Source organism: uncultured Kluyvera sp., from assembly GCF_902485085.1.
GTDB lineage: Bacteria > Pseudomonadota > Gammaproteobacteria > Enterobacterales > Enterobacteriaceae > Kluyvera > Kluyvera ascorbata.
The window spans coordinates 28,754-54,900 of sequence record NZ_CABTJS010000026.1; the positions used below are offsets into that span (position 1 = coordinate 28,754).

A 26,147-nucleotide genomic window follows, 5' to 3' on the forward strand; every position below is an offset into this window, starting at 1 on the left:
AAACCATTTTGAAAAGTTTTAGGTTTACGAGTATAAACCGAACCGAAAATTAACAAAACCCCGGAGAAGCCAATGGCTAACCCTTTACGCTGGACAATGTCGCAGGTCACCGCTCTTTTCGATAAACCGCTGCTGGATTTACTGTTTGAAGCTCAGCAGGTTCACCGCCAGCATTTCGACCCGCGGCAGGTGCAGGTGAGCACGCTGCTGTCGATCAAAACCGGCGCTTGCCCGGAAGACTGCAAATACTGCCCGCAGAGCTCGCGTTACAAAACCGGGCTGGAAACCGAACGCCTGATGGAAGTTGAGCAGGTGCTGGACTCGGCGCGTAAAGCCAAACTGGCGGGCTCGACCCGTTTCTGCATGGGTGCGGCGTGGAAAAACCCGAACGACCGCGATATGCCGTACCTGGAACAGATGGTTCAGGGCGTGAAAGAGATGGGGCTGGAAGCCTGTATGACGTTGGGCACGCTGTCCGATAGCCAGGCGCATCGTCTGGCGACGGCGGGTCTGGATTACTACAACCACAACCTCGATACCTCACCGGAGTTCTACGGCAACATCATCACCACCCGTAGCTATCAGGAGCGTCTGGATACGCTGGATAAAGTGCGCGATGCCGGAATTAAAGTCTGCTCCGGCGGCATTGTGGGCCTCGGTGAAACCGTTACCGACCGTGCCGGGCTGTTGCTGCAGCTCGCCAACCTGCCAACGCCGCCGGAGAGCGTGCCGATCAACATGCTGGTGAAGGTCAAAGGTACGCCGCTGGCAGATAACGACGATGTCGATGCCTTTGATTTTATTCGTACTATCGCGGTGGCGCGCATCATGATGCCAACCTCCCACGTGCGCCTTTCCGCGGGCCGTGAGCAGATGAACGAGCAGACGCAGGCAATGTGCTTTATGGCCGGTGCCAACTCGATTTTCTATGGCTGCAAGCTGCTGACCACTCCAAACCCGGAAGAGGACAAAGACCTGCAGCTGTTCCGTAAACTGGGGCTCAACCCGCAGCAGACCACGGTGACGGCGGGTGATAACGAACAGCAGCAGCGTCTGGAACAGGTGCTGATGACGCCGGATACCGAGGATTATTACAACGCGGCGGCGGTATGAGCTGGCAACAGCGCATTGAACAGGCATTAAGCGAACGTCGGGAGGCTCAGGCCTTCCGTTCTCGCCAGCCGCTGGAACAAGGTGCGGGCCGCTGGCTGGTGCGCGGTGAGCGTCGTTACTGCAATTTTTCCAGCAACGACTATCTTGGCCTCAGCCAGCATCCGCAGGTGATCCAGGCCTGGCAGCAGGGCGCAGAGCAGTATGGCGTGGGCAGCGGTGGGTCCGGGCATGTGACCGGCTACCACCACGCGCATCAGCGTCTTGAAGAACAGCTGGCCGACTGGCTGGGCTATGACCGCGCGCTGCTGTTTATTTCCGGGTTTGCCGCCAATCAGGCGACGATCGCCGCACTTGCCGGGCGAGAAGACCGGATCGTCGCCGATCGTCTCAGCCACGCTTCGCTGCTCGAAGCCGCCACGCTGAGCCCGGCGCAGCTTCGCCGCTTTCAGCATAACGACAGCCAGCACCTCTCGAGGCTGCTGGCAGCGCCAACCGATGGTCAGCAACTGGTGGTCACGGAAGGGGTGTTTAGCATGGATGGTGACGGTGCGCCGCTGGCGGATATTGCTGCGGCCGCACGCGACGCGAAGGCCTGGCTGATGGTCGATGACGCCCATGGCATTGGCATCAACGGTGCTAGCGGGCGCGGCAGTTGCCATCAGCAGGGCGTTCATCCAGAACTATTGGTGGTGACCTTTGGCAAAGCGTTTGGCCTGAGTGGTGCAGCGGTACTGTGCAGCCAGGACGTGGCGGACTACTTTTTACAGTTTGCCCGACACTTGATTTACAGCACGGCGATGCCGCCCGCCCAGGCGGCGGCGCTACAGGCGGCGCTAGCGGTGATTCGTAGCGATGACGGCCAGCAGCGACGTGAAAAGCTGGCACAGCACGTTGCCGCGTTTCGCCACGGTGCGCAGGGGCTGGATTTTGCGTTGACGGATTCACAAAGTGCGATTCAGCCGCTGATTGTTGGCGATAACCAGCAGACGCTCGTTCTGGCAGAGCAACTGCGCGAGCAGGGCTGCTGGGTGACGGCGATTCGTCCTCCGACGGTGCCGGCGGGAACGGCGCGTTTACGCTTAACGTTGACCGCCGCGCATGAATCGCAGGATATCGACTTATTGCTGGAGGTGCTGCATGGCAACCGTCAATAAACAGGCGGTGGCGGCGGCATTTGGCCGCGCGGCAGCGCACTACCATCAGCACGACGAGTTACAGCGCCTGAGCGCCCGGCAACTGCTGTCCCAGTTGCCGGGGCGGGCGTTTGAACGAGTGCTGGATGCAGGTTGTGGCCCGGGGAGCTACAGCCGCTATTGGCGCGATAAAGGCAGCCACGTCACGGCACTGGACCTTTCGGCAGAAATGCTTGAGCAGGCGCAGCGCCAGCAGGCGGCGGACCACTATCTACAGGCCGATATTGAAGCAATTCCGCTGCCAGCGGGCGGTTTTGACCTGGTGTGGAGCAACCTGGCGATTCAATGGTGTAGCGACCTCCGCGTAGCGCTGGACGGGCTCTATCGCCAGCTCAGTCCCGGCGGGACGCTGGCCTTTACCACGCTGACGGCAGGCTCACTGCCGGAGTTGAATCAGGCCTGGTGCGCCATTGACCAACGACTCCACGCGAACCGCTTTCTTCCCGAGGCGACGCTCCAGCAGGCGCTGGCGGGCTATAACAGCCGCAGCGTTTCCACTTCTGTCACGCTGACGTTTCCTGATGCGCTGAGCGCCATGCGCTCGCTGAAGGGCATTGGCGCGACGCATCTTCACGAAGGGCGCAGTCAGCAGCCGCTGACGCGGGGCAGGCTACAACAGCTTCAACTGGCGTGGCCGTCTCAGGCGGGCGCATACCCGCTGACTTACCATCTTTTTACAGGAGTTATCTCGCGTGACTGAACGCTTTTATGTAACCGGCACCGATACCGAAGTTGGTAAAACCGTTGCCAGCACCGCGCTGTTACAGGCGGCACGTCTTCTGGGGCGTCGTACGGCAGGTTATAAGCCCGTGGCCTCCGGCAGTGAAATGACCGACGACGGTTTGCGCAACAGCGACGCGCTGGCGCTGCAACGCAACAGCGTGCTGCCGTTACGCTACGAGCAGGTGAATCCGTATACCTTTGCAGAACCTACGTCTCCGCATATCGTCAGCGCCGACGAACAGCGGCCTATTGAGGCTGACATTCTGTCTGCCGGTTTACGTGCGCTGGAAGCGGAAGCGGATTGGGTGCTGGTTGAGGGCGCGGGAGGCTGGTTTACGCCGCTCTCCACGACGCTGACGCTGGCAGACTGGGTCAAGATGGAGCAACTGCCGGTGATTCTGGTGGTGGGCGTTAAGCTTGGCTGTATCAACCACGCGGTGCTGACCGCACAGGCGGTACAGCAAGCGGGGCTGCGGCTGGCAGGCTGGATTGCCAATGATGTGACCCCGCCGGGTCGTCGTCATAGCGAATACCTCAGTACGCTTCAGCGGATGATTCCAGCCCCCATGCTTGGTGAAATTCCGTGGCTCGGTGAGGCCGTGGATTCACCGTTGTTGGGCCAATACCTCGACCTGAGCGCACTTTAAGCGCTTTTCTGGCACGCCCATTGCTTCGTTATCCCTCTTCATTCGTAAGCACTAACCCGCAGATAACGTAAGGAAATCGCCTGTTTTGATGGACAAAATGGGCGTGCTTTTTCGCTGATAAATATCAAAATCGGGGATAAAATATTTTTTTTCATTCACGTTGACACGCCGTTGCGCAAATCGCCGGGTGCCGGGGGATAGGGGCTAGAGGTAGTTATCCACTATTCCTGTGGATAACCCTGTGTATTAGAGTTAGAAAACCTGCGGTAAACGAGAGAACATGCGGCCTGCGCCCGAATTGGTGCGAAACACGGCTTTTAGTACTTTTCTTTTATTATCAATAAGATGAATAAAAGCAATGGCGTAATAAAAAGTGCTGCGGATTGCCATAAAACTTTCATGACGTATATTGACAAATGTTAAAAGAGAAAAAATTCTGGGGATAACCTTATCTGGTTGGTGTTTTATCTTGTCAGAGAATAAATTTCAGCCGCTGGCGCTGGTTATTGCCCCGGATAGACGAAATACGATAAGTGATTACTGTTTTTATATCCAGTATTTTTTATTGGCAATTCGGCAGGTGACGAGTAGAATTAATCTCCAGCCCGGCCCATCCGTCATCAGGTAGCGTTATTCATGAGTAAACCCTTCAAATTGCATTCTGCGTTTAGTCCTTCAGGCGACCAGCCTGCTGCCATTTCACGCCTGAAAGAGGGGCTGGAAGACGGCCTGGCGCACCAGACGCTTCTGGGCGTGACCGGGTCGGGGAAAACCTTTACCGTCGCCAACGTCATTGCTGACCTTCAGCGCCCAACGATGGTGCTGGCACCGAACAAAACGCTTGCCGCACAGCTATACGGCGAGATGAAGGCGTTCTTCCCGGAGAATGCGGTGGAGTACTTCGTCTCCTACTACGACTATTATCAGCCGGAAGCGTATGTCCCGAGCTCGGATACCTTCATCGAAAAAGATGCCTCGGTGAACGAACATATCGAACAGATGCGCCTGTCCGCCACCAAAGCACTGTTGGAACGCCGCGATGTCGTGGTCGTGGCCTCGGTATCCGCTATCTATGGTCTGGGTGACCCGGATCTGTACCTCAAAATGATGCTGCACCTGACGGTGGGCATGATTATCGACCAGCGCGCCATTCTGCGTCGTCTGGCCGAGCTGCAATATACCCGTAACGATCAGGCGTTCCAGCGTGCGACCTTCCGCGTGCGCGGCGAAGTTATCGATATCTTCCCGGCGGAATCGGATGACCTGGCGCTTCGCGTTGAGCTGTTTGACGAAGAGGTGGAACGCCTCTCGCTGTTTGACCCGCTGACTGGCCACGTTGATTCAACCATCCAGCGCTTTACCATCTACCCGAAATCGCACTACGTGACGCCGCGTGAGCGCATCGTGCAGGCGATGGAAGAGATCAAAGAAGAGCTGGCTGACCGCCGCAAGGTGCTGCTGGCGAATAATAAACTGCTGGAAGAGCAGCGCCTGAGCCAGCGTACCCAGTTTGACCTCGAAATGATGAACGAGCTGGGATACTGCTCCGGCATCGAAAACTACTCGCGCTTCCTCTCCGGGCGCGGGCCGGGCGAGCCGCCACCAACGCTGTTTGACTACCTGCCGGCCGATGGCCTGCTGGTGATTGATGAATCCCACGTCACCATTCCGCAGATTGGCGGCATGTACCGTGGCGACCGCGCGCGTAAAGAGACGCTGGTGGAGTATGGCTTCCGCCTGCCGTCGGCGCTCGACAACCGTCCGCTGAAGTTTGAAGAGTTTGAAGCGCTGGCGCCGCAGACGATTTACGTCTCGGCGACGCCGGGCAACTACGAGCTGGAAAAATCCGGCGGTGATGTGATTGACCAGGTGGTGCGCCCAACCGGGCTGCTCGACCCGCTGATTGAGGTTCGTCCGGTCGGGACGCAGGTGGACGACCTGCTGTCGGAAATTCGCAAACGTTCGGTGATCAACGAGCGCGTGCTGGTAACGACGCTCACCAAGCGTATGGCGGAAGACTTAACGGAATACCTGGAAGAGCACGGTGAACGGGTGCGCTACCTGCACTCCGACATCGACACCGTAGAGCGTATGGAAATCATCCGCGACCTGCGCCTGGGCGAGTTTGACGTGCTGGTGGGGATCAACCTGCTGCGAGAAGGTCTCGACATGCCGGAAGTCTCGCTGGTGGCGATTCTGGACGCCGACAAAGAGGGCTTCCTGCGTTCCGAACGTTCGTTGATTCAGACCATCGGTCGTGCGGCGCGTAACATCAACGGTAAAGCAATTCTCTACGGTGACAAAATTACCCCGTCGATGGCGAAAGCGATAGGCGAAACGGAACGCCGTCGTGAGAAGCAGCAGCGCTATAACGAAGAGCACGGTATTGTGCCGCAGGGGCTGGTGAAAGACGTTGTCGATATTCTGGCGATGGGTGAGGGGCTGGCGAAAACCAGAGCGAAAGGCCGCGGTAAGTCGAAAGGAGCGGCATCAATTGTTGAGCCGGATGTTCAGGCGCTGACGCCAAAAGCGCTGCAGCAGCAGATCACCACGCTGGAAGCGCAGATGCTCAAGCATGCTCAAAATCTGGAATTCGAAGAAGCGGCGGAAATTCGCGACCGGCTGCATCAGCTGCGCGAGCTGTTTATCGCGGCGTCGTGAATGGGGGCCGTCCCGGCGGCGCTTCGCTTGGCCGGGCTACAAACTGCGTAGCCCGGGCGAGGCGTTTATGCCGACCGAATGCCTCGCCCGACACTATTTCTCCGAATTGCGGCAGCCATCACGCGTCAGGAACCCGCCTTAAGGTTCACTTAATATAATCTGCTGATACTATCCGTAAAATCATTGAGGGTAGTGTTATGTCTAATCTGAATGTCCAGCAGCTGTTCACCGTACTTATCTCTGTCGCCATCGTTGCTGGCTTTATTTGCCAATGGATGCTGACCTTCTAAAGCGCTTTCGCGCCAGGTTGTTTAAACTCTACCCAAGCCCGCGTCCCGGTTTCGGTGTCGCGGTTTTGTAAAAAGAACGCCGCCTCATGTAGCTGAGCGATGCGCGTTACAATACTCAAACCAAGACCAATACCGCCGTAACGGCTGTCCATGCGGACAAATGCCTGGCTGAGCTCCCCTACCTTCGACTCATCAATCCCTGGCCCCTGGTCTTCCACTATCAGCATAGGCCGTGAACCCTGCGCCAGAGACAGCGTAATGGTTGAGGTTTTTGGACTATAACGATGCGCGTTCTCGACCAGATTACGCAGCAGTAGCCGCAGCAGCGTGGCGTCTCCGGCGACGGTCAGCGTTGGGGTTGGCGCCGTAATCACCAGTTTTTGCGCGCGAGCCTCAAGCATGGTCTCCAGCTCACCCTTCAACGGCTCTATTACGTCGCTCAACAAATTCACCTGCTGATAGCCGCCTGCCGCGAATGACTGGCCCACACGCGCCAACTGTAGCAGTTGCGCAACGCTTTCGGTCATCTGGTCAAGGCGCTGTATTAGCGGAGCCAGATTCAGATGCTGGGCTTTTTCCAGTAGCTCAAGGTGTAGCTTTAACCCGGCCAGCGGCGTTCGCAGTTCGTGAGCAACGTCGGCGGTAAAGAGGCGTTCACGGTTAAGCGTCTGCGTAAGGTTATCGACAAGCTGGTTGATGGCATTCGTCACCGCTTCCACCTCAACGGTGGTTTGCTGCAGATAGATGGGCTGTAAATTCCCCGGCGTACGTGAGTCCAGCCCCCGTTGCAGGTCGGCCAAAGGACGTGTGATCCGCTTCACCGCCTGCAGGCAGAGATAGAGAGCGACGCCGATAATCAGCATACTGGGCACCAGCAGACTGGCAATCGCTTCGCGTACCTCGTGACGGATATGCTTGGCATTGTTGTGGTTGTGGAGCAACATCGCCACTTCCAGGTCAATCTGTTCTTTGCTTTCATGCCAGAGCCAGAACACGCTAATAAGCTGGCACACCACCAGAATGATACCGATGGTGAGTAGCAGTTGGTGGCGCATCGGCCATTTGCGGATGGAAAAGAGCGCCATGCCTTACTCCGCTTTGCTTATCGTGTTAACCAACTGATAGCCAAACCCGCGTACGGTACGAATCCGCGCTTTGCCGACTTTGTCACGCAGGTTGTGGATATGCACTTCCAGCGTATTGGTCGCCGGTTCGTTATCCCAGTTGTAGATATCGTTGTAGAGAATTTCACGGTGTACCGGGCTACCGGCTTTCAACATCAGGCGCGAAAGCAGGGCATACTCTTTCGGCGTGAGATCCAGCAATTCTTCGTCTAGCCAGACCTGGCGGCGGGTGACGTTCAGGCGCAGGTTCTCGACGGTAATCTCGTTATCGCCTTGATTCAGATTGCGGCGCAGCAGCGCGCGAATACGGGCGTTGAGCTCTTCCAGCGCAAACGGCTTTACCAGATAGTCATCGGCACCGGTATCCAGGCCGCTCACGCGGTCCTCGAGCGTATCGCGTGCGGTCAGTATCAGTACCGGCACGCTCATTTTTTCCTGGCGCATACGGTTGAGGAAGTGCAAACCGTCTTCGTCCGGCAGACCCAAGTCCAGCACCACCAGGCTGTAGTGCCCGTTGGCCAGACTCAGCGCTGCCTGTTGCGCCGTTTCCACACCGTCGCAGGCGTATCCTTCACTCTGCATTGCCAGAATCAGCCCCTGTAATAACAGGGTGTCATCTTCCACGACTAATATTTTCATCTGCTGGCCTCTATTTACAGGTGGCTAATATATCATCTGCTGCGTGATATTCCTGGGTCTCTACGCCCGTTAACCCCAGTATTGTAGAGAACAGATTATCCTGCGAGTAGTCATTTTCTTTGGCCTTTTGCTGCAAGCAAGCGTAATTAACGCCATAGCGTTTCTGATAATCATCAGATAACCATAACAGCATCGGCACATGTTTTTGCGTTTCTGGGGCAATGGAATAAGGTAGCCCGTGTAAATACACGCCGTTTTCGCCGAGCGATTCACCGTGGTCGGAAAGGTAAACCAGGCTGGTGGTGAATTTATCCTGTTTAGATTGCAGCAGTTTTATCGCTTTATCGACAATATGGTCGACGTACAAAATGGTGTTGTCATAGCTATTTTTCAGCTGTTCCTGGCTACAGGACTGAATTTCACTCGTATCACAGGTTGGCGTGAAACGACGAAATTCCGGCGGATAACGGTTGTAATAGGTTGGGCCATGGCTGCCAATGGTGTGCAGCACAATCACGCCGTCACCCTGCATAGCATCAATAGTCTTTTCAAGGTCATGGAACAGCACGTCATCGTAGCATTCGCCGTTGATGCACTGTCCTGGCAGATTCAGTGCGGTGACGTCCTGATGCGGTACGCGGTCGCAGGCGCCTTTACAACCGCCATCGTTGTCATTCCACTGCACCTGAATGCCTGCGCGCTGAATAATATCCAGCAGCCCTTCCTGGTGGTGTGCTAACGATTCGTCATAACCGGTACGCGGCATATTAGAGAACATGCAAGGGACCGATACCGCCGTCGCGGTTCCGCAGGAGGCCGTTTTGGGGAAATAGACGACGTTATCTTTTGCTAATAGTGGGTTGGTTTCGCGGTCGTACCCGCCCAGCGAGAAATTAGCGGCGCGCGACGTTTCGCCGACGATTAATATTGTCAGATTCTTGCGCGGCCCATTTTTCATCACCGCTTTCTGTTTGGCATCTTCGCCAATTTTTACCAGCGGCAAATTATCCATCTCATGGTGAAAATACCAGGAGTTCATCGCCACGATGCTGTTGGACGGGTTCAGTGATTTCACCAGTTCTTTATTATTGCGGAACAGTGAGGCGTAATCTTTATAGAACAGTCCGGCGACCAGCAGGATTAACAGCACCGACACAGTCACGGTACCTGCACGCATTATTGTGCCGCGCCATACGCTTGCTGCTGGCTTAATTTTGATCCACCAGGCCAGTGCAATAGCGAGCAGAGCGGTAAAACTAAATACCAAAACCATCTGCCCGGAGAGCAACGCGTAGCTTTCCGCTGGCGTCGTATCGAGAATATTGGTGATCATCGAACGGTCAACAATAATACCGAAGTTCATCATGAAATACTGCGCGCTGGCGCTGAGCAAAATAAACAGCGTTGTGGCGACTTTCTCTAAACGAACCACCGACGCCAGGGCCAGCAAAATGGCCATGACAGCAAATGCCACCACCGGCATGGACAGGAACACCAGCGCGTTGTGCAGACCATCGACCGGCAGCAGGGTATAGGCCTGGCGATAGAACGCGATGTTCAGCGCCAGAGCGATATAAAGTGAAAACAGGATGATATAGGTCAGTCGGTTGACGACAGGCCGTTGACGAAACAGGCGAAGCATAACGTTGAACCCAATGAAATTGATGTTCGCTATGCTGCCCGACGTTTTTTAAGACAACCTTAAGATTTTAAGGAAACTCGACCAAAAGCCTGAAGCGCTTCTTCCAGCGCGGCACGTAAAAGGTGGCGATCGTGGCGATAAGGAATGTCGCTTGCTTCGAGCGGTTGCTGAATCACCAGTTTGCCCTCGGTGCCGCAGACTTCTGTCTTCGGACCGACAATCACGGCATCGATAACCGGCTTACCAATGTAGTGTTCCAACAGCGCAAGACGATCGCCAAGCGTTAAATGCCCAGCCGGGCTGTGCTCGCGGCCCAGATTTTCGATGTAGACCATCTGCGCAGGAGTACGCCGCAACGCCTGAGCAATTTCAGGTAGCAGTAAAATAGGCAGCAGGCTGGTATAAAAGCTGCCCGGCCCGATAAGAATCAAATCTGCTTCGGCGATGGCCTGCACGGCCTCCCGGGTGGCCGATACCGATGGCGTGAGCATAAGCTCCTGCGGTGGCAGGGCGAGTTGATCAATATTCACTTCGCCATAGATTTCATGTCCCTCGCTGTCGATAGCCATTAAATCGACCGGCTGCTCGGACATGGGAATCAATGAGGCCTCAACTTTAAGCAGATTTCTTATTAAATTGATCGCCTCTAAAGGCCGTACACTCAGGTGGTCCAATGCCTTTAACATCAGATTTCCGAGGTTATGTCCTGAAAGTTCGCCGTTACCGCCAAAACGATACTCAAACATTGTTGAAGCAACGCTTGGTTCGGTAATTAACTGGTTGAGGCAGTTGCGCATATCGCCCCACGCAATGCCGCCCTCAGAACGGCGAATACGCCCGGTAGAGCCGCCGTTATCGGTGGTGGTGACAATGCCGGTCAGGCGAGAACCGAGCGATGACAGGGAGGACATCACGCGTCCAAGGCCGTGCCCGCCGCCCAGCGCCACAACGCGGTCGAGATCGGCAAAAGTGCGATTGCGCATACAACTTCCTTATGTCTGAAAAACCTGCTTACATTAGCCTAACTACCTCTAAAAGACGATGCTCCACCTGCATCAAAATGACGTATATCAATGCAAAAACGTGATTTTTACGTATTCTGTAGGGAAAGTGCACGATAGGCTCGCTATATACAACTTTATACAGCGAAAGCGAAAATGGCGAAACTGTTATTCTCGCGCTACTATTCGGCATAACATGGTTCAGTCATCCTGCCATGCAGGTTGAACAACACACTCTAGCCTCTGCGCCTAAGTTGAAAAATAGGGCGCTTTGGCCGCAACAGACTTCACTGTTGCCAGGGCGAAGGAAGAAATGATCTCGCCTCCCGTATTTGGAAAGGTGTCTATGGCTTCACAACTCACTGATGCGTATGCACGCAGCTTCTACTATCTGCGTCTTTCGATTACCGATGTGTGCAACTTTCGCTGCACCTACTGCCTGCCAAACGGCTACCAGCCAAATGGAGTCACCAACAACGGCTTTCTGTCTCTGGACGAAATTCGCCGGGTGACGCGCGCCTTTTCGGCGTTGGGTACGGAGAAAGTACGTCTGACGGGCGGCGAGCCATCGCTGCGCCGCGACTTCTCCGACGTTATCGCCGCAGTGAGAGAAAATACCGCTATCCGCCAGATTGCCGTGACTACCAACGGTTATCGCATGGCGCGTGACGTGGCGGGCTGGCGTGATGCTGGCTTAACCGCGATAAACGTCAGCGTCGACAGTCTGGACGCGCGTCAGTTTCATGCCATCACTGGCCAGGATAAATTCCGCCAGGTAATGGACGGCATCGATGCCGCTTTTACCGCGGGCTTTGAAAAAGTGAAGGTCAACACCGTGCTGATGCGCGATGTGAACCATCACCAGCTCGACACCTTTCTGGCGTGGATCAAACCGCGCCGCATTCAACTCCGCTTTATTGAACTGATGGAAACCGGCGAAAGCAGCGAGCTGTTCCGCAAGCACCATATCTCTGGCATGGTGCTGCGCGATCAACTGCTCAAGCGTGGCTGGATCCATCAAATCCGTCAACGCAGCGACGGCCCGGCTCAGGTCTTCTGTCACCCCGACTACGAAGGGGAAATCGGCTTAATTATGCCGTATGAAAAAGACTTCTGCGCCAGCTGTAATCGTCTGCGCGTATCGTCCATTGGGAAGCTGCATCTGTGCCTGTTTGGCGATGGTGGCGTTGACCTGCGTGAACTGCTGGCGGATGACGCCCAGCAGCAGGCGCTGGAAGAGCGCATTGCCGAAGCCTTAACCCACAAAAAACAGACCCACTTCCTGCATCAGGGCAATACCGGAATCACGCAGAATTTGTCCTATATTGGTGGATAATTCCAAATCAAGGAGCATGTAAATGAGTCAGGTGAGCGCTGAATTTATCCCAACACGCATTGCCATTCTTACCATTTCCAACCGTCGCGGCGAAGAAGATGACACCTCCGGTCACTTCCTGCGCGACTCCGCCCAGGAAGCCGGGCACCAGATAGTTGATAAGGCTATTATCAAAGAGAACCGCTATCAGATTCGCGCCCAGGTTTCTGCCTGGATTGCCCGCGACGATGTACAGGTCGTGCTGATTACCGGCGGTACCGGTCTGACCGATGGCGACCAGGCCCCGGAAGCGCTGCTGCCGCTGTTTGACCGCGAAATCGAAGGCTTTGGCGAAGTGTTCCGCATGCTCTCCTTCGAAGAGATTGGTACCGCGACGCTGCAGTCTCGCGCCGTCGCCGGCATGGCTAACCGCACGCTGATTTTCGCGATGCCAGGTTCCACCAAAGCCTGTCGTACCGCGTGGGATAACATTATTGCCCCGCAGCTGGATGCCCGTACGCGTCCGTGTAACTTCCATCCTCATCTGAAGAAATAAACGATGTCGCAACTGACCCATATCAACGCGGCGGGTGAAGCCCACATGGTGGATGTCTCCGCCAAGGCGGAAACCGTTCGCGAAGCGCGCGCTGAAGCGTTTGTTACCATGCAGCCGGAAACCCTGGCGATGATTATCGAAGGCAGCCACCACAAAGGTGACGTCTTCGCCACGGCGCGCATCGCCGGTATTCAGGCGGCCAAGCGCACCTGGGAGCTTATCCCGCTGTGCCACCCGCTGATGCTGAGCAAGGTTGAAGTTAACCTGCAGGCCGAGCCGGAATATCACCGCGTGCGCATTGAATCACTGTGCCGTCTGACCGGGAAAACCGGCGTTGAGATGGAAGCGCTGACGGCCGCCTCGGTCGCCGCGCTGACGATTTACGACATGTGCAAAGCCGTGCAAAAAGATATGGTCATTGGCCCGGTTCGTCTGCTGGCGAAAAGCGGCGGCAAATCGGGCGATTTTAAGGCGGATTCCTATGATTAATGTGCTGTTTTTTGCTCAGGTCCGCGAGCTGGTAGGCATTGACTCGCTGGCGCTAGCCCCTGAGTTTTCAACGGTTGAAGCCGTACGCCAGCATCTGGCGGCGCAGGAAGGACGCTGGTCTCTGGCGCTGGAAGAGGGCAAGCTGCTGGCGGCGGTTAATCAGACGCTGGTGAGCTTCGACCATCCCGTTGCAGACGGCGACGAAGTGGCATTTTTCCCACCGGTAACAGGAGGCTAAGATGAGCGAGACCCGAATTATCGTCCGCCACGAACGCTTCAGCGTTGGCGACGAATACCCGTGGCTTGCCGAGCGCGATGAAGACGGCGCGGTTGTCACCTTTACCGGTAAGGTACGTAACCATAACCTGGGCGATAGCGTCAAAGCGCTGACCCTGGAACACTATCCGGGCATGACCGAAAAAGCGCTGGCCGAAATCGTTGATGCCGCACGCGAACGCTGGCCGCTTGGCCGCGTAACGGTCATTCACCGTATCGGTGAAATGTGGCCTGGTGAAGAGATTGTGTTCGTTGGCGTCACCAGCGCGCACCGTAGCAGCGCGTTTGACGCTGGCGAGTTTATCATGGACTACCTGAAAACCCGCGCGCCGTTCTGGAAGCGTGAAGCTACGCCGGAAGGCGAGCGCTGGGTGGAAGCCCGCGATAGCGATAAACACGCTGCCGAGCGCTGGTAAGCTGTGAATGTGGTACGCTTAGAATAAGTTCTACTCACACTCAGGAGAAAGTCATGGAACGATTCCCTCGATCCGATTCGATTGTGCAGGCGCGTAGCGGTCTGCAAACCTATATGGCGCAGGTATACGGCTGGATGACCTGCGGGTTGCTGCTGACGGCGTTTATCGCCTGGTATGCGGCTAACACCCCCGCGGTGATGATGTTTGTCTTTTCCAGTAAAATTACCTTCTTTGGTCTGATCATCGCGCAACTGGCGCTGGTGTTCGTGCTTTCGGGCATGGTGCAGCGTTTGAGTGCGGGCATGGCGACGACGCTGTTTATGCTCTACTCGGCGCTCACCGGGCTGACGCTATCGAGTATTTTCATCGTTTATACCTATTCGTCCATCGCCAGCACCTTCGTGGTGACCGGCGGGATGTTTGGTATTATGAGCCTGTACGGCTACACCACGAAACGCGACCTGAGCGGCTTTGGCAACATGCTGTTTATGGCGCTGATTGGTATCGTACTGGCGTCGCTGGTGAACTTCTGGCTGAAAAGCGATGCGCTGATGTGGGCTATTACCTACATCGGGGTGATTGTGTTTGTGGGCCTGACCGCCTACGACACCCAGAAGCTGAAAAATATCGGTGAGCAGATTGACGTTCGTGATTCGTCGAACCTGCGCAAATATGCCATCCTTGGCGCGTTGACGCTGTATCTCGACTTCATCAACCTGTTCCTGATGCTGCTGCGTATTTTCGGCAACCGCCGCTAAATACCTCCCCGGCGTCGCTGCGCGACGCCGGGAATCTCACCTAATCCCCTGCATTTTCCTCTTCGTTAAATGAATGTTTAGGCACAATTCATCACTCTGTTGGTGAAAATAGTGACAACAGCGTCACAAAAAGCACCACTATTACGGAATTTTCCGTAGACTTGAGTACTCTGAATAAGCGAATAAAATTCTTCAGGAGAGAAGCCATGAAGTGGCAACAACGAATTCGTGTCGCAACAGGACTCAGTTGCTGGCAGATTATGTTGCATTTGCTGGTCGTCGCCGCACTGGTGATGGGCTGGATGGGCGGCGCGTTGGTACGCGTAGGCTTGGGGCTCTGCGTGCTGTATGCCGTGACCGTCGTATTGATGCTGGCGCTGCAGCGCCACCCTGAGCAGCGCTGGCGTGCCTTCGCCGACGTGCTCGAAGAGTTAACCACCACCTGGTATTTTGGCGCGGCGATGATTGCCGTCTGGTTGCTGTCACGCGTGCTGCACAATAACTACCTGCTGGCGCTGGCCGGGCTTGCTATCCTTGCAGGCCCAGCCGTGTTCTCACTGCTGGTGAAAGAAAAAGCCTCAGGCGATCTTGCGGCGAAACATCGCGTACGCCACTGATCCCGTCGTGGCCGCTATAAACAGTAGCGGCCACAAACTCCCCCAGATAATCGACAAACTCGCATCCTTCAAATAGATCTGCTTGGTGATATCGGTAAAGTGACGAATCGGGTTAATCCAGGTCAGATGCTGCAACCATACCGGCATGTTTTCTACCGGCGACACGTAACCCGACAGTAGAATGGCGGGCATCATAAAGACGAATACCCCAATAAACGCCTGCTGCTGCGTTGAGCAAAGCGACGAGATAAGCAGCCCAAATCCCACCAGCGACAGCCCGTAAATCACCATCGTAAAGTAGAACAGCGCCAGCGACCCAGCGAAGGGGATCTGATAGGCCCATATCCCGACCGCTAGCACAATGCTTGCCTGGAAGGTGGCAACAATCAGCGCGGGCACCGCCTTACCGACGAATATTTGCCAGGTGGCAAGCGGGGAGACCAGTAGCTGATCGAGCGTGCCCTGTTCGCGTTCGCGCGCCACCGACAGCGAGGTGACGATCATCACGCCGATGGTGGTGATCATGGCGATAAGCGACGGCACCACGAACCATTTGTAATCAAGGTTAGGGTTATACCAGTTGCGCACCACCAGTTCGCTGTTATTCGGCTTCGCTTTCCCTTCCAGCAGCTCCAGCTGATAGTTTTTGACGATCTGCTGTAAGTAGTTGGCGGCAATCTGGGCGCTGTTCGAGTTACGCCCGTCGAGCAATAGCTGCATCGGCGCGGTCTGGAACGTGTCGATATTACGGGAGAAATCAGCCGGGAAGCGTACCAGTAGCAGCGCCTTCTGGGTATCGATAGTCGGCTGGATCTCCTGCGGGCTTTGCAGCAGCAGGACGTGGGTAAAGGCTTTGGCGCGGGCGAAGCGCTGGGTTAGCTCCACCGAATGCTTGCCGTTATCTTCGTTATAGACGGCGATGGTGGCGTTAGTCACCTCAAGCGTAGCGGCAAAGGGGAACAGCAGCACCTGAATCAGCACCGGCATTATCAGAATGGCGCGCGTCTGCGGCTCGCGCAACAGCGACTGTAGCTCTTTGCGGATAAGCGTCCATAAGCGGTACAGCATGTGAGTTCTCCGTTGTTCCCGGGATTTCTTCGTTCACCCCGGGAAAGCATCAATCCAACCGACGTTTGGTCTTCATCCACGTCAGGCCAATAAACATCACCGCCGAGGCAATCAAAAACAGCGTATTGACCATCAGCACCACCGGAATATTCCCCGCCAGAAACAGGCTTTGCAGCGTACTGACAAAATAGCGCGCCGGAATGATATAGGTCACCACGCGAATAGCCGCTGGCATACTGTCTATCTGGAAAATAAACCCGGACAGCATAATCGATGGCAGGAACGCGGCGTTCAGCGCCACCTGCGCGGCGTTAAACTGGTTGCGGGTGATGGTCGAAATCAAAAGCCCCATTCCCAGCGTGCTGAGCAAAAACAGGCTAGTGATGAAAAACAGAATCACCAGTGAACCGCGATACGGCACGCCGAGCACAAACACCGACACCAGCATACAGAGCAGCATCGCCAGCATGCCGAGGAAGTAGTAGGGGATAAGTTTGCACAGCAGCAGTTCGACGCGGGTCACCTCGGTGGAGAGCAGTGCCTCCATGGTGCCGCGCTCCCACTCGCGGGCGATTACCAGCGACGTCAGGATCGCGCCGATGACCGTCATAATGATGGTTATCGCCCCCGGAATAATAAAGTGCTGGCTGATGGCCGCCGGGTTAAACCAGTAGCGGGTCTGCACGTCGATAAGCGGCTCGAAGGTTTGGCCGCTATCTTCGGCGCGCTGTTTCTGCCACAGCTGCCAGATCCCCTCGACGTAGCCCTGCACAAAGTTTGCGGTGTTAGGCTCGCTGCCGTCGGTGATGACCTGAATGGGCGCATCGTTGCCCGGACGAGCCATATTTTTGTCGAAGTCGACCGGCACCACCACCAGGCCGCGAATGCGTCCGGCCTGCATCATCTCAATCAGCTGCTGGCGGTTGTCGCTGATGGTGGCGTCGATATAGGGCGAGCCGGTGAGGGTATGGGTGAAGTCCAGCGCCTCTTTGCTCTGCTGTTCAAGCAGCACGCCGACCCGCAGCTTGCTGGAGTCGAGGTTGATACCGTAGCCGAAAATAAACAGCAGCAACAGCGGGATCACCACCGCAATCAGCCAACTGCTGGGATCGCGGACGATCTGCCGTGTTTCCTTCACGCACAGCGCGCGTACGCGCCGCCACGAAAGCCCTTTAGCGCTCATCGGCATGCTCCTTATCCCAGTCGTGGATGAGGGTGATAAACGCCTGTTCCATGGTGGGGTCAGGCTGTTGTTCATCCGCGGCTTTGGCTTTTAAATCGTCCGGCGTGCCGCTGGCAATCAGCTTGCCGCGATACACCAGACCGATACGGTCGCAGTACTCCGCTTCATCCATAAAGTGGGTGGTCACCATCACGGTCACCCCTTTTTCCACCATGCTGTTGATGTGCAGCCAGAATTCACGGCGAGTGATAGGGTCAACGCCCGAGGTTGGCTCGTCGAGGAACAGAATATCCGGCTCGTGCATCAGCGAGCAGGCCAATGCCAGGCGCTGCTTAAAGCCTAGCGGCAATGCATCTGTGGTATGGCGAGCGATAGCCTTCAGGCCGAACGCTTCGCTCATCCGTTCAATTTTTTCGTTCTGTACTCGCCCGCGCAGGCCGTATACGCCGGAGAAGAAGCGCAGGTTTTGCTCGACGGTCAGGTTGCCGTAGAGCGAGAATTTTTGCGCCATATAGCCTAAGTGCTGACGCGCTTTGCCCGAACCGGTTTTCAGATCCATATCCAGCACCAGCGCGTTGCCGGAGGTGGGTACCAGCAGGCCGCACATCATCTTGAAGGTGGTGGATTTCCCCGCGCCGTTTGGCCCGAGCAGGCCGAAAATCTCCCCACGCTTGACCGCGAAGTTAACGTGGTCGGTGGCGGCGAAATCTCCGAATTTCTTGGTGAGCTGTCTGGCTTCGATAACCGTCTCATCCGCCGTGCCTTCAACGGTATGCAGAATGGCTCCCAGCGGAGACTCAGAGGTGCCCGCGCCGCCGAGCAGGTCGATAAACGCATCTTCAAAACGCGGCGTGGTCTCTGCAATTTCAATCTCCGGCATCCCCGGCGCGCGTTTGAGATCTTCCGCAGTGGCCGATTTCTTCAGGATAACCCGCACCGATCGCCCCTGAATCATGCCGTCGCTGACCATCTCCTGCTTCAGCGCGTGCTGTAACAGTCGGCGGTTATTCTCTACCGGGCTATGCATTAAAAAGCTGCGCCCGGCCATGGTGCGGGTGAGGGCGGTGGGTTCGCCCTGATAGAGCAGCTCGCCTTCGTTCATTAGCAGCACGTCCTGGCACTGCTCGGCCTCATCAAGATAGGAGGTGCTCCAAAGGATCAGCATCCCGTCGCCCGCCAGTTCATGCACCATCTGCCACAGCTCTCGGCGGGAGATAGGGTCGACGCCGACGCCGGGCTCATCCAGCAGCAGCACCTTCGGCTCACCAACCAGCGTACAGGCGAGCCCCAGTTTCTGCTTCATGCCGCCGGAGAGCTTACCTGCCAGACGTGAGGTAAAGGGGCCGAGCGCGGTAAACTCCAGCAGGCGAGCGAAGGTTTTCTCGCGCGCCTCGCCGGTGACGCTGCGCAGGTCGGCGTAGAGGTTGAGGTTCTCCATCACCGTGAGGTCTTCGTAAAGACCGAACTTCTGCGGCATATAGCCCATCACCGAGTGCAGGGCGCTATCGTCACGAATCGGGTCGAGCCCCAGCACTTCGGCGCTGCCGTCGTCGGGCTTCAATAAACCCGCCAGCATGCGCATCAGGGTGGTTTTCCCTGCGCCGTCCGGCCCGACAAGCCCGGTGACGTAGCCCGCGTTAATCGTGCAGTCCAGCTTCGCCACCGCCGGTTTATTCATGCCAGTGAACTGTTTAACCAGCCCGTGCAGCTGAATCTGCTGTTTACTCATGGCGCGACTCATCGCCAAAGCGCAGGGTGACCGGCATGCCCTGACGCAGGCTATCGTCGGCATCAGTCACGATAATGCGCAGACGGTAAACCAGATCGGTACGCAGGTCTGGCGTTTCAACCGTTTTCGGGGTGAATTCTGCGGTAGGTGAAACAAAGCCAATTTTACCGTGGTATGGCTTATCCGGGCGGCCATCGGTATAGAGCAGAATTTCACGTCCCGGCTGTGCCTGGCTGAGATTTTTTTCATCTACATAGGCGCGAACCCAGACCGGGCGAGTCAGGGAGAGCGTCAGCACCGTGCTGCCCGCGCTGAGCATACTGCCTGGCTCCACGGCGCGGGTAAGCAGCGTACCGTCAGAAGGGGCGGTGAGCACGGTGTCCTGCAAATCCAGTGTCGATTGCGCCAGCTGCGCCTGCGCCTGTTCCAGATTGGCTTTGGCCTGGGCAATTTCCTGCGGACGATTACCGGCGCGGTACTGGCTTAATTTATCCTGCGCGGATTTCAGCGTCGCCAGCGCCTGGTCACGGGAGGATGTCGCGTTTGCCAGGTCGTTTGCTGACAGCAGCCGTTTGTTCCACAGCCCCTGCTGACGCTGCAAGAAGCTTTGCGCGTAGTCATAGGCGGCCTGCGCCTGTTTGACGGCCGCCGCCGCTTGGGCAATCTCTTCGGCCCGATAGCCCGCCATCATCAGGTCGTACTGCGCCTCGGCGGTAGCAACGTTGGCCTTCGCCTGCATCAGCGCATTTTCAAATGGCGCTTTATCCAGCTCGCCCAGCGTTTGTCCTTGTTTTATAGCGTCCCCTTCATCAACCGTCAGGGATTGCAAACGGCCGCCGACGCGGAAGCTCATATTGACGGTGCGAATATCCACGTTACCGTACAGGGTGAGCCCGTTGTTTTGCAGGCTCTGATACCACCACGTCCCGCCGCCAATCACGGCGACGAGCGCCACGACAACCAGGATAAGGACAACCGGTTTTTTCATGAGGTCAGACTCCTTTGCGTTAATCCTTGCAGAATCAAATCGATGTGGCAGGTCACCACCTGGAAAATCTGTTCGGCCTTATCGGCGTCAAACTGTGACCAGCCGGTGCGCATCAGGATGGTTTCCCGTCCGAGGCGAAAGGCCAGCACTTCACCCAGCAGCGCATGGGTATGGAGAATCATCTGCGTACTGTTGGCATCGCAGCCAGTATAGGCGGCAATCAGCCGGGTGAGGTGTGCGTGCAGCGGAGCGATGACCTGATCGTGGATCCGCTGGTAGGCGGCGGTCGGTGAAAGCTGCTCGCGAGAGATAAATTTGCTGAGGTTAAGGGTATCGTCCTGGGTCAGCAATAGGATCATGTTCTGGCAGGCGCGAAGAATCAGCGCGCGCATGGCGCCTCTGTCCGGTTCGGGTTGGGCAAAGAGCTGTTCTGCCGCTTCGGCGTGCGGGCGGAAGTTCTCGCCGATAAAGTCGGCAATCCATTGGGCGCAGGCCTGGTATAAATCTTCTTTTGAGCCAAAATAGTAGGTAATCGCCGCGATGTTTTGCCCGGCCTGGGCGGCAATATCTCGAGTGGTGGCATGCAGCCCATACTCGCCAAACTGAGCGAGCCCCGCGGCAATCAGCTGGCTTTTAGCCTGTTCACCTTTGCTGGTTATTGGCGTTGTATTCATGGTGCCACCAAAAATTAATCAAACGATTGATTAAGATTATGCCGCGTTTTTAAACTTGTCCAGTCTGGTGAATAATCTTGTTTTCTTCCCCGGAGGGGATAATTTATGCGGTGCATCACAAAAACTGCTACACTCCGCCCCTTCATGACATTGTGGTTTTTGTCATTCCCCCGTTTTTTATCCCCTCGAAAACTACACCGCGTGCGGTCGGGGTGGGTGTGGAGTATTTATGTCTTTTGATTCCCTCGGACTGAACCCCGATATTCTGCGTGCCGTTGCCGAGCAGGGCTACCAGGAACCCACTCCTATTCAGCAGCAGGCGATTCCTGCTGTACTGCAGGGCCGTGACCTGATGGCCAGCGCGCAGACCGGTACCGGTAAAACCGCAGGCTTTACGCTGCCGCTGCTGCAACTGCTGGTGTCTCGCGAGCCGCACGTTAAAGGTCGTCGCCCCGTACGCGCGCTGATCCTCACGCCAACCCGTGAGCTGGCCGCCCAGATTGGCGAAAACGTTCGTGAATACAGCCGCTACCTGAATATCCGTTCGCTGGTGGTTTTCGGCGGCGTGAGCATTAACCCGCAGATGATGAAACTGCGCGGCGGCGTTGACGTACTGGTGGCAACGCCGGGCCGTCTGCTGGACCTCGAACATCAGAACGCCGTGAAGCTCGATCAGATTGAAATCCTGGTGCTGGATGAAGCGGACCGCATGCTGGATATGGGCTTTATCCACGACATCCGCCGCGTGCTGACCAAACTGCCGGCCAAGCGCCAGAACCTGCTGTTCTCGGCGACTTTCTCTGATGACATCAAATCGCTGGCAGAAAAACTGCTGACCAACCCGCTGGAAATCGAAGTAGCGCGTCGCAACACCGCTTCCGAGCAGGTGACGCAGCACGTGCATATGGTGGATAAAAAGCGTAAGCGTGAGCTGTTGTCGCAGATGATTGGTCAGGGTAACTGGCAGCAGGTGCTGGTCTTCACCCGTACTAAGCACGGCGCAAACCATCTGGCAGAACAGTTGAATAAAGACGGTATCCGCAGCGCGGCGATTCACGGCAACAAATCGCAGGGTGCGCGTACGCGTGCGCTGGCTGATTTTAAATCCGGTGATATTCGCGTGCTGGTGGCAACCGACATCGCCGCGCGTGGCCTGGATATCGAAGAGCTGCCGCACGTTGTGAACTACGAGCTGCCTAACGTCCCGGAAGATTACGTTCACCGTATCGGTCGTACCGGCCGCGCGGCGGCCACCGGTGAAGCGCTGTCTTTGGTGTGTGTTGATGAACTCAAACTGTTGCGCGACATCGAACGTCTGCTGAAGAAAGAGATCCCACGCATCGCACTCGACGGCTATGACGTCGATCCGTCAATCAAAGCCGAGCCGATTCAGAACGGTCGCCAGCAGCGTGGCGGCGGCAACGGCGGTGGCCGTGGTCGCGGTCAGAGCCAGGGTCAAGGGCAGGGCGCGGGTCGTAGCCAGCAGCAGCCGCGTCGTAACGATGGCGGGGCACCGAAGGCCAAACCGCGCAGCGCGGAAGGTAAACCGGCTGGCGATAAGCCACGACCGCCGCGCCGCCCGCGTAAACCCGCAGCAGCACAGTAAATTGCGAGCCCGGCCGAAAGCCGGGCTTTCTTTTTTGCGGCAACGTACAGAAAATGCCACAATAGTGGCTGTTTATACAGTATCTCAGGTTTTCTCATGGCTTTGACCGCTGCGCTAAAAGCGCAAATCGCCGCCTGGTACAAGGCGCTCCAGGAACAGATCCCCGACTTTATCCCCCGCGCGCCGCAGCGGCAGATGATTGCGGACGTCGCCAAAACGCTTACCGGGGAAGAGGGGCGGCACCTGGCGATTGAAGCGCCGACTGGTGTCGGGAAAACCTTGTCGTATCTGATTCCCGGCATTGCCATTGCACGCGAAGAGCAAAAAACGCTGGTGGTCAGTACCGCTAACGTCGCCTTGCAGGATCAGATCTACAGTAAAGACCTGCCGCTGCTACGTAAAATCATTCCCGACCTGCGCTTTACCGCAGCCTTTGGCCGTGGGCGCTACGTGTGCCCGCGTAATCTGGCGGCGCTCGCCAGCACCGAACCAAACCAGCAGGACCTGCTGGCCTTTCTTGACGACGAGCTCACGCCAAACAATCAGGAAGAGCAGAAGCGCTGCGCGAAGCTCAAGGTCGACCTTGACGGCTATAAATGGGACGGTCTGCGCGATCACACCGATATCGCCATTGACGACGATCTGTGGCGTCGCCTGAGCACAGACAAAGCCAGCTGCCTGAACCGCAACTGTCACTACTATCGCGAATGCCCGTTCTTCGTCGCACGTCGCGAGATTCAGGAAGCGGAAGTGGTTGTCGCCAACCACGCGCTGGTGATGGCCGCGATGGAAAGCGAAGCGGTGCTGCCGGAGCCGAAAAACCTGCTGCTGGTGCTCGATGAAGGTCATCATCTGCCGGATGTTGCCCGTGATGCGCTGGAGATGAGCGCAGAGATTACCGCGCCGTGGTATAGGTTACAGCTCGATCTCTTCAGCAAGCTGGTGGCGACCTGTATGGAGCAGTTCCGTCCAAAAACCACGCCGCCGCTGGCGCTGCCGGAGCGGCTGACCGCCCACTGTGAAGAGCTGTACGAGCTGATTGCCTCACTCAATAATATTTTGAATCTCTATCTTCCCGTCACTCAGGAGGCCGAGCACCGCTTCCCGATGGGCGAACTGCCCGACGAGGTGATGGAGATTTGTCAGCGTCTGGCCAAGCTCACCGAGATGCTGCGCGGGCTTGCAGAGCTGTTTTTAAACGATCTCAGTGAAAAAACCGGCAGCCACGATATCGTGCGGCTACACCGCGTGATTTTGCAGATGAATCGCGCGCTGGGCATGTTTGAGTCCCAGAGCAAACTGTGGCGGCTGGCTTCGCTTGCTCAGGCGTCGGGCGCACCGGTCACTAAGTGGGCGACGCGCGATATGCGAGACGGGCAGATGCACGTCTGGTTCCACTGCGTCGGTATTCGCGTGAGCGATCAGCTTGAACGCCTGCTGTGGCGCAGCGTGCCGCATATTGTGGTGACCTCTGCAACCCTACGTTCGCTGAACAGTTTCTCCCGTCTGCAGGAGATGAGCGGCCTGAAAGAGAAAGCGGGCGATCGCTTCGTCGCGCTGGATTCGCCGTTCAACCACGTCGAGCAGGGCAAAATCGTTATTCCGCAGATGCAGTATGAGCCGCTTATCGACAACGAAGAGCAGCATATTGCCGAGATGGCGGCCTATTTCCGCGAGCAGGTTGAGAGCAAAAAGCACCACGGTATGCTGGTGCTGTTTGCCAGCGGACGCGCGATGCAGCGTTTTCTTGAGTACGTCACCGACCTGCGGCTGATGCTGCTGGTGCAGGGCGATCAGCCGCGCTATCGGCTGGTGGAATTGCATCGTAAGCGGGTGGAGAACGGCGAGCGCAGCGTGCTGGTTGGCCTGCAATCTTTTGCCGAAGGTCTGGATCTGAAAGGTGACTTGCTCACCCAGGTGCATATCCACAAAATTGCCTTCCCACCGATTGATAGCCCGGTGGTGATTACCGAAGGGGAGTGGCTGAAAAGCCTCAACCGCTATCCTTTTGAGGTGCAGAGCTTACCCAGCGCGTCATTTAACCTGATTCAGCAGGTGGGGCGGCTGATTCGTAGCCACGGCTGCTGGGGCGAAGTAGTTATCTACGATAAGCGGCTGTTGACCAAAAACTACGGTAAGCGTTTACTGAATGCGTTACCGGTTTTCCCGATAGAACGACCGGAAGTGCCGGAAGTAAAGCTGAAAGCCCCGACGGCGAAACCCAAATCGCCGCGCCGTAAAAAACGTTAACTCGGCATGTAGGCCTGATAAGCGTAGCGCCATCAGGCGGCCGCTGTGCACCACGACGAGCAAAAGGAGCAGCACATGGATTACCGCAAAATCATCAAAGAAATCGGGCGAGGTAAAAATCACGCCCGTGACCTGGACCAGGACACCGCGCGAAGCCTGTATAGTCAGATGCTGGAGGGTGACGTGCCGGAACTGGAAATGGGTGCGATTTTGCTCTCCATGCGCATTAAGGGAGAAGGCGAAGCGGAGATGATTGGCTTCTACGAGGCGATGCAGCAAAAGACGCTGCGTTTAACGCCGCCGGCAGGCAAGCCAATGCCGATTGTTATCCCGAGCTATAACGGCGCGCGCAAACAGGCCAACCTGACGCCGCTGCTGGCGATGCTGCTGCACAAACTGGGCTTCCCGGTGGTGGTGCACGGCGTCAGCGAAGACCCAACCCGGGTGATTACCGAAACGATTTTTGAACTGATGGGCATTGAGCCTACTCGCCATGCCGGTCAGGCACAGGCGAAGCTTGAAGGCCATCAGCCGGTTTATATTCCCGTTGGCGCGCTGTGCCCGCCGCTGGAGCGCCAGCTTAACTTTCGCTGGCAGCTTGGCGTGCGCAACAGTGCTCACACGCTGGCGAAACTAGCCACACCTTTTGAAGAGAACGCGGCGCTGCGCTTATCCAGCGTGTCACACCCTGAATACGTGGGCAAAGTGGCGAAGTTCTTTGCGGATATCGGTGGGCGTGGGCTGTTAATGCACGGCACGGAAGGTGAGGTGTATGCCAACCCGCAGCGTTGCCCGCAGATAACGCTGATTGATAGCGAGGGGGCGCGGGTGGTCAATGCGCGCCAGAGCGAGCAGCCTGAAGCAGAAGTGGTGCTACCATCGAGTAAAGACCCGGAAGTGACCGCGCGATGGATCGAGCGCTGCGTGGCGGGCGTTGAGCCGGTGCCGCATTCGCTGAAAATCCAGCTCGCCTGCTGCCTGCTGGCGACGGGGGAAGTGCCTAGTATTGAAGAAGGGCTGGCGCGCGTCGCGCAGTCGTATTAAGCGGTCGTGCTTTCCCGGGCGAACGCAGTGACCCCGGGATCAACCGCATCCCAAAATTCCACGCAAAAAAAAGCCCGGCGTGGCGGCCGGGCAAGCAAGGGTATCAACAAGTTCAATGAGGGTTGGAGCACCCGTGAGAGGTCAA

At 56.6% G+C, this 26,147-nt stretch carries 25 protein-coding genes and 1 riboswitch; of the genes, 15 read left to right on the top strand and 10 right to left on the bottom strand.

Going from position 1 to position 26,147, the window contains the following annotated elements:
- Positions 1 to 72 precede the first annotated feature (72 nt).
- The 4 genes from bioB to bioD are packed head-to-tail and all read left to right on the top strand — an operon-like array spanning position 73 to position 3,676.
- Positions 73 to 1,113 carry a biotin synthase BioB gene (gene bioB, locus RDN66_RS04060; RefSeq protein WP_035892226.1) on the top strand — a complete coding sequence of 347 codons (1,041 nt, stop codon included), beginning with the start codon at positions 73 to 75 and terminating at the stop codon, positions 1,111 to 1,113.
- Positions 1,110 to 2,267 (top strand): 8-amino-7-oxononanoate synthase, encoded by a 1,158-nt coding sequence (gene bioF / locus RDN66_RS04065; protein WP_202216203.1) that lies wholly within the window; start codon positions 1,110 to 1,112, stop codon positions 2,265 to 2,267. Before bioB ends, bioF begins: the two co-directional genes overlap by 4 nt.
- Entirely contained in the window at positions 2,251 to 3,006 is a 756-nt protein-coding gene (bioC, locus tag RDN66_RS04070) for a malonyl-ACP O-methyltransferase BioC (RefSeq protein ID WP_035892228.1), read from the top strand. Before bioF ends, bioC begins: the two co-directional genes overlap by 17 nt.
- Positions 2,999 to 3,676: a dethiobiotin synthase gene (gene bioD, locus RDN66_RS04075; RefSeq protein WP_202216202.1), complete on the top strand. Its 678-nt coding sequence runs from the start codon at positions 2,999 to 3,001 to the stop codon at positions 3,674 to 3,676. Before bioC ends, bioD begins: the two co-directional genes overlap by 8 nt.
- Positions 3,677 to 3,928: 252 nt before the next feature.
- On the opposite strand, the gene RDN66_RS04080 is transcribed toward bioD, so the two are convergent.
- Positions 3,929 to 4,066: a hypothetical protein gene (locus tag RDN66_RS04080; protein WP_156105143.1), complete on the bottom strand. Its 138-nt coding sequence runs from the start codon at positions 4,064 to 4,066 to the stop codon at positions 3,929 to 3,931.
- Between the two features lie 246 nt (positions 4,067 to 4,312).
- Between RDN66_RS04080 and uvrB the strand changes: the two genes are divergently transcribed.
- Entirely contained in the window at positions 4,313 to 6,337 is a 2,025-nt protein-coding gene (uvrB, locus tag RDN66_RS04085; protein ID WP_202216201.1) for an excinuclease ABC subunit UvrB, read from the top strand.
- Between the two features lie 286 nt (positions 6,338 to 6,623).
- Here the strand turns inward: uvrB and pmrB are convergent, their stop codons facing one another.
- Genes pmrB through yvcK form a run of 4 tightly spaced genes read right to left on the bottom strand, consistent with a single transcriptional unit; the run spans position 6,624 to position 11,015 of the window.
- Positions 6,624 to 7,712 (bottom strand): two-component system sensor histidine kinase PmrB, encoded by a 1,089-nt coding sequence (gene pmrB, locus RDN66_RS04090; protein ID WP_308537578.1) that lies wholly within the window; start codon positions 7,710 to 7,712, stop codon positions 6,624 to 6,626.
- 3 nt (positions 7,713 to 7,715) lie between these two features.
- The gene (gene pmrA / locus RDN66_RS04095) at positions 7,716 to 8,390 is read right to left on the bottom strand and encodes a two-component system response regulator PmrA (protein WP_035892237.1); all 675 of its coding nucleotides are present in this window, start codon (positions 8,388 to 8,390) and stop codon (positions 7,716 to 7,718) included.
- Positions 8,391 to 8,400: 10 nt separating this feature from the next.
- Positions 8,401 to 10,032 (bottom strand): phosphoethanolamine transferase EptA, encoded by a 1,632-nt coding sequence (gene eptA, locus RDN66_RS04100; protein WP_202216198.1) that lies wholly within the window; start codon positions 10,030 to 10,032, stop codon positions 8,401 to 8,403.
- Positions 10,033 to 10,091: 59 nt separating this feature from the next.
- Positions 10,092 to 11,015, bottom strand: a complete 924-nt coding sequence (gene yvcK, locus RDN66_RS04105; protein WP_035892239.1) for a uridine diphosphate-N-acetylglucosamine-binding protein YvcK — start codon at positions 11,013 to 11,015, stop codon at positions 10,092 to 10,094.
- Positions 11,016 to 11,255: 240 nt separating this feature from the next.
- A riboswitch (molybdenum cofactor riboswitch) is annotated at positions 11,256 to 11,392 on the top strand.
- Here yvcK and moaA point away from each other — a divergent pair.
- From moaA to RDN66_RS04140, 7 genes are all read left to right on the top strand, one after another.
- On the top strand, positions 11,380 to 12,369 hold the full coding sequence (gene moaA, locus RDN66_RS04110) for a GTP 3',8-cyclase MoaA (protein ID WP_202216197.1): 990 nt from the start codon (positions 11,380 to 11,382) through the stop codon (positions 12,367 to 12,369). Its footprint overlaps the riboswitch before it by 13 nt.
- Before the next feature lie 22 nt (positions 12,370 to 12,391).
- Positions 12,392 to 12,904, top strand: coding sequence for a molybdenum cofactor biosynthesis protein B (gene moaB, locus RDN66_RS04115; protein WP_123651735.1), 513 nt, complete (start codon positions 12,392 to 12,394; stop codon positions 12,902 to 12,904).
- 3 nt (positions 12,905 to 12,907) lie between these two features.
- Positions 12,908 to 13,393, top strand: coding sequence for a cyclic pyranopterin monophosphate synthase MoaC (moaC, locus tag RDN66_RS04120; protein WP_202216196.1), 486 nt, complete (start codon positions 12,908 to 12,910; stop codon positions 13,391 to 13,393).
- Positions 13,386 to 13,631 (top strand): molybdopterin synthase sulfur carrier subunit, encoded by a 246-nt coding sequence (gene moaD / locus RDN66_RS04125; RefSeq protein ID WP_035892245.1) that lies wholly within the window; start codon positions 13,386 to 13,388, stop codon positions 13,629 to 13,631. The genes moaC and moaD overlap by 8 nt, the downstream gene beginning before the upstream one ends.
- Before the next feature lies 1 nt (position 13,632).
- Complete coding sequence (moaE, locus tag RDN66_RS04130; protein WP_035892247.1) at positions 13,633 to 14,085, top strand: molybdopterin synthase catalytic subunit MoaE; 453 nt, start codon at positions 13,633 to 13,635, stop codon at positions 14,083 to 14,085.
- A 53-nt stretch (positions 14,086 to 14,138) separates the two neighbouring features.
- A complete protein-coding gene (locus RDN66_RS04135) occupies positions 14,139 to 14,843 on the top strand; it encodes a Bax inhibitor-1/YccA family protein (protein WP_035892249.1) in 705 nt (234 codons plus the stop codon).
- A 206-nt stretch (positions 14,844 to 15,049) separates the two neighbouring features.
- Complete coding sequence (locus RDN66_RS04140) at positions 15,050 to 15,460, top strand: YbhQ family protein (RefSeq protein WP_035892252.1); 411 nt, start codon at positions 15,050 to 15,052, stop codon at positions 15,458 to 15,460.
- Here RDN66_RS04140 and RDN66_RS04145 read toward each other — a convergent pair.
- Genes RDN66_RS04145 through cecR form a run of 5 tightly spaced genes read right to left on the bottom strand, consistent with a single transcriptional unit; the run spans position 15,422 to position 21,102 of the window.
- Positions 15,422 to 16,528 carry an ABC transporter permease gene (locus RDN66_RS04145; RefSeq protein ID WP_202216195.1) on the bottom strand — a complete coding sequence of 369 codons (1,107 nt, stop codon included), beginning with the start codon at positions 16,526 to 16,528 and terminating at the stop codon, positions 15,422 to 15,424. The genes RDN66_RS04140 and RDN66_RS04145 overlap by 39 nt on opposite strands.
- A gap of 49 nt (positions 16,529 to 16,577) precedes the next feature.
- A complete protein-coding gene (locus RDN66_RS04150; protein ID WP_035892255.1) occupies positions 16,578 to 17,711 on the bottom strand; it encodes an ABC transporter permease in 1,134 nt (377 codons plus the stop codon).
- On the bottom strand, positions 17,701 to 19,440 hold the full coding sequence (locus RDN66_RS04155) for an ATP-binding cassette domain-containing protein (RefSeq protein ID WP_202216193.1): 1,740 nt from the start codon (positions 19,438 to 19,440) through the stop codon (positions 17,701 to 17,703). Before RDN66_RS04155 ends, RDN66_RS04150 begins: the two co-directional genes overlap by 11 nt.
- Positions 19,433 to 20,428 (bottom strand): secretion protein HlyD, encoded by a 996-nt coding sequence (gene hlyD, locus RDN66_RS04160; protein ID WP_035892258.1) that lies wholly within the window; start codon positions 20,426 to 20,428, stop codon positions 19,433 to 19,435. The genes RDN66_RS04155 and hlyD overlap by 8 nt, the downstream gene beginning before the upstream one ends.
- Positions 20,425 to 21,102 (bottom strand): transcriptional regulator CecR, encoded by a 678-nt coding sequence (cecR, locus tag RDN66_RS04165; RefSeq protein ID WP_202216192.1) that lies wholly within the window; start codon positions 21,100 to 21,102, stop codon positions 20,425 to 20,427. The genes hlyD and cecR overlap by 4 nt, the downstream gene beginning before the upstream one ends.
- Positions 21,103 to 21,331: 229 nt before the next feature.
- Between cecR and rhlE the strand changes: the two genes are divergently transcribed.
- The 3 genes from rhlE (at position 21,332) to ybiB (ending at position 26,002) form a co-directional block, all read left to right on the top strand.
- Positions 21,332 to 22,708 carry an ATP-dependent RNA helicase RhlE gene (rhlE, locus tag RDN66_RS04170; protein ID WP_202216191.1) on the top strand — a complete coding sequence of 459 codons (1,377 nt, stop codon included), beginning with the start codon at positions 21,332 to 21,334 and terminating at the stop codon, positions 22,706 to 22,708.
- A 96-nt stretch (positions 22,709 to 22,804) separates the two neighbouring features.
- Positions 22,805 to 24,958, top strand: a complete 2,154-nt coding sequence (gene dinG, locus RDN66_RS04175; RefSeq protein ID WP_202216190.1) for an ATP-dependent DNA helicase DinG — start codon at positions 22,805 to 22,807, stop codon at positions 24,956 to 24,958.
- Between the two features lie 75 nt (positions 24,959 to 25,033).
- Positions 25,034 to 26,002, top strand: coding sequence for a DNA-binding protein YbiB (gene ybiB / locus RDN66_RS04180; RefSeq protein ID WP_202216189.1), 969 nt, complete (start codon positions 25,034 to 25,036; stop codon positions 26,000 to 26,002).
- The last annotated feature ends 145 nt before the right edge of the window (positions 26,003 to 26,147 follow it).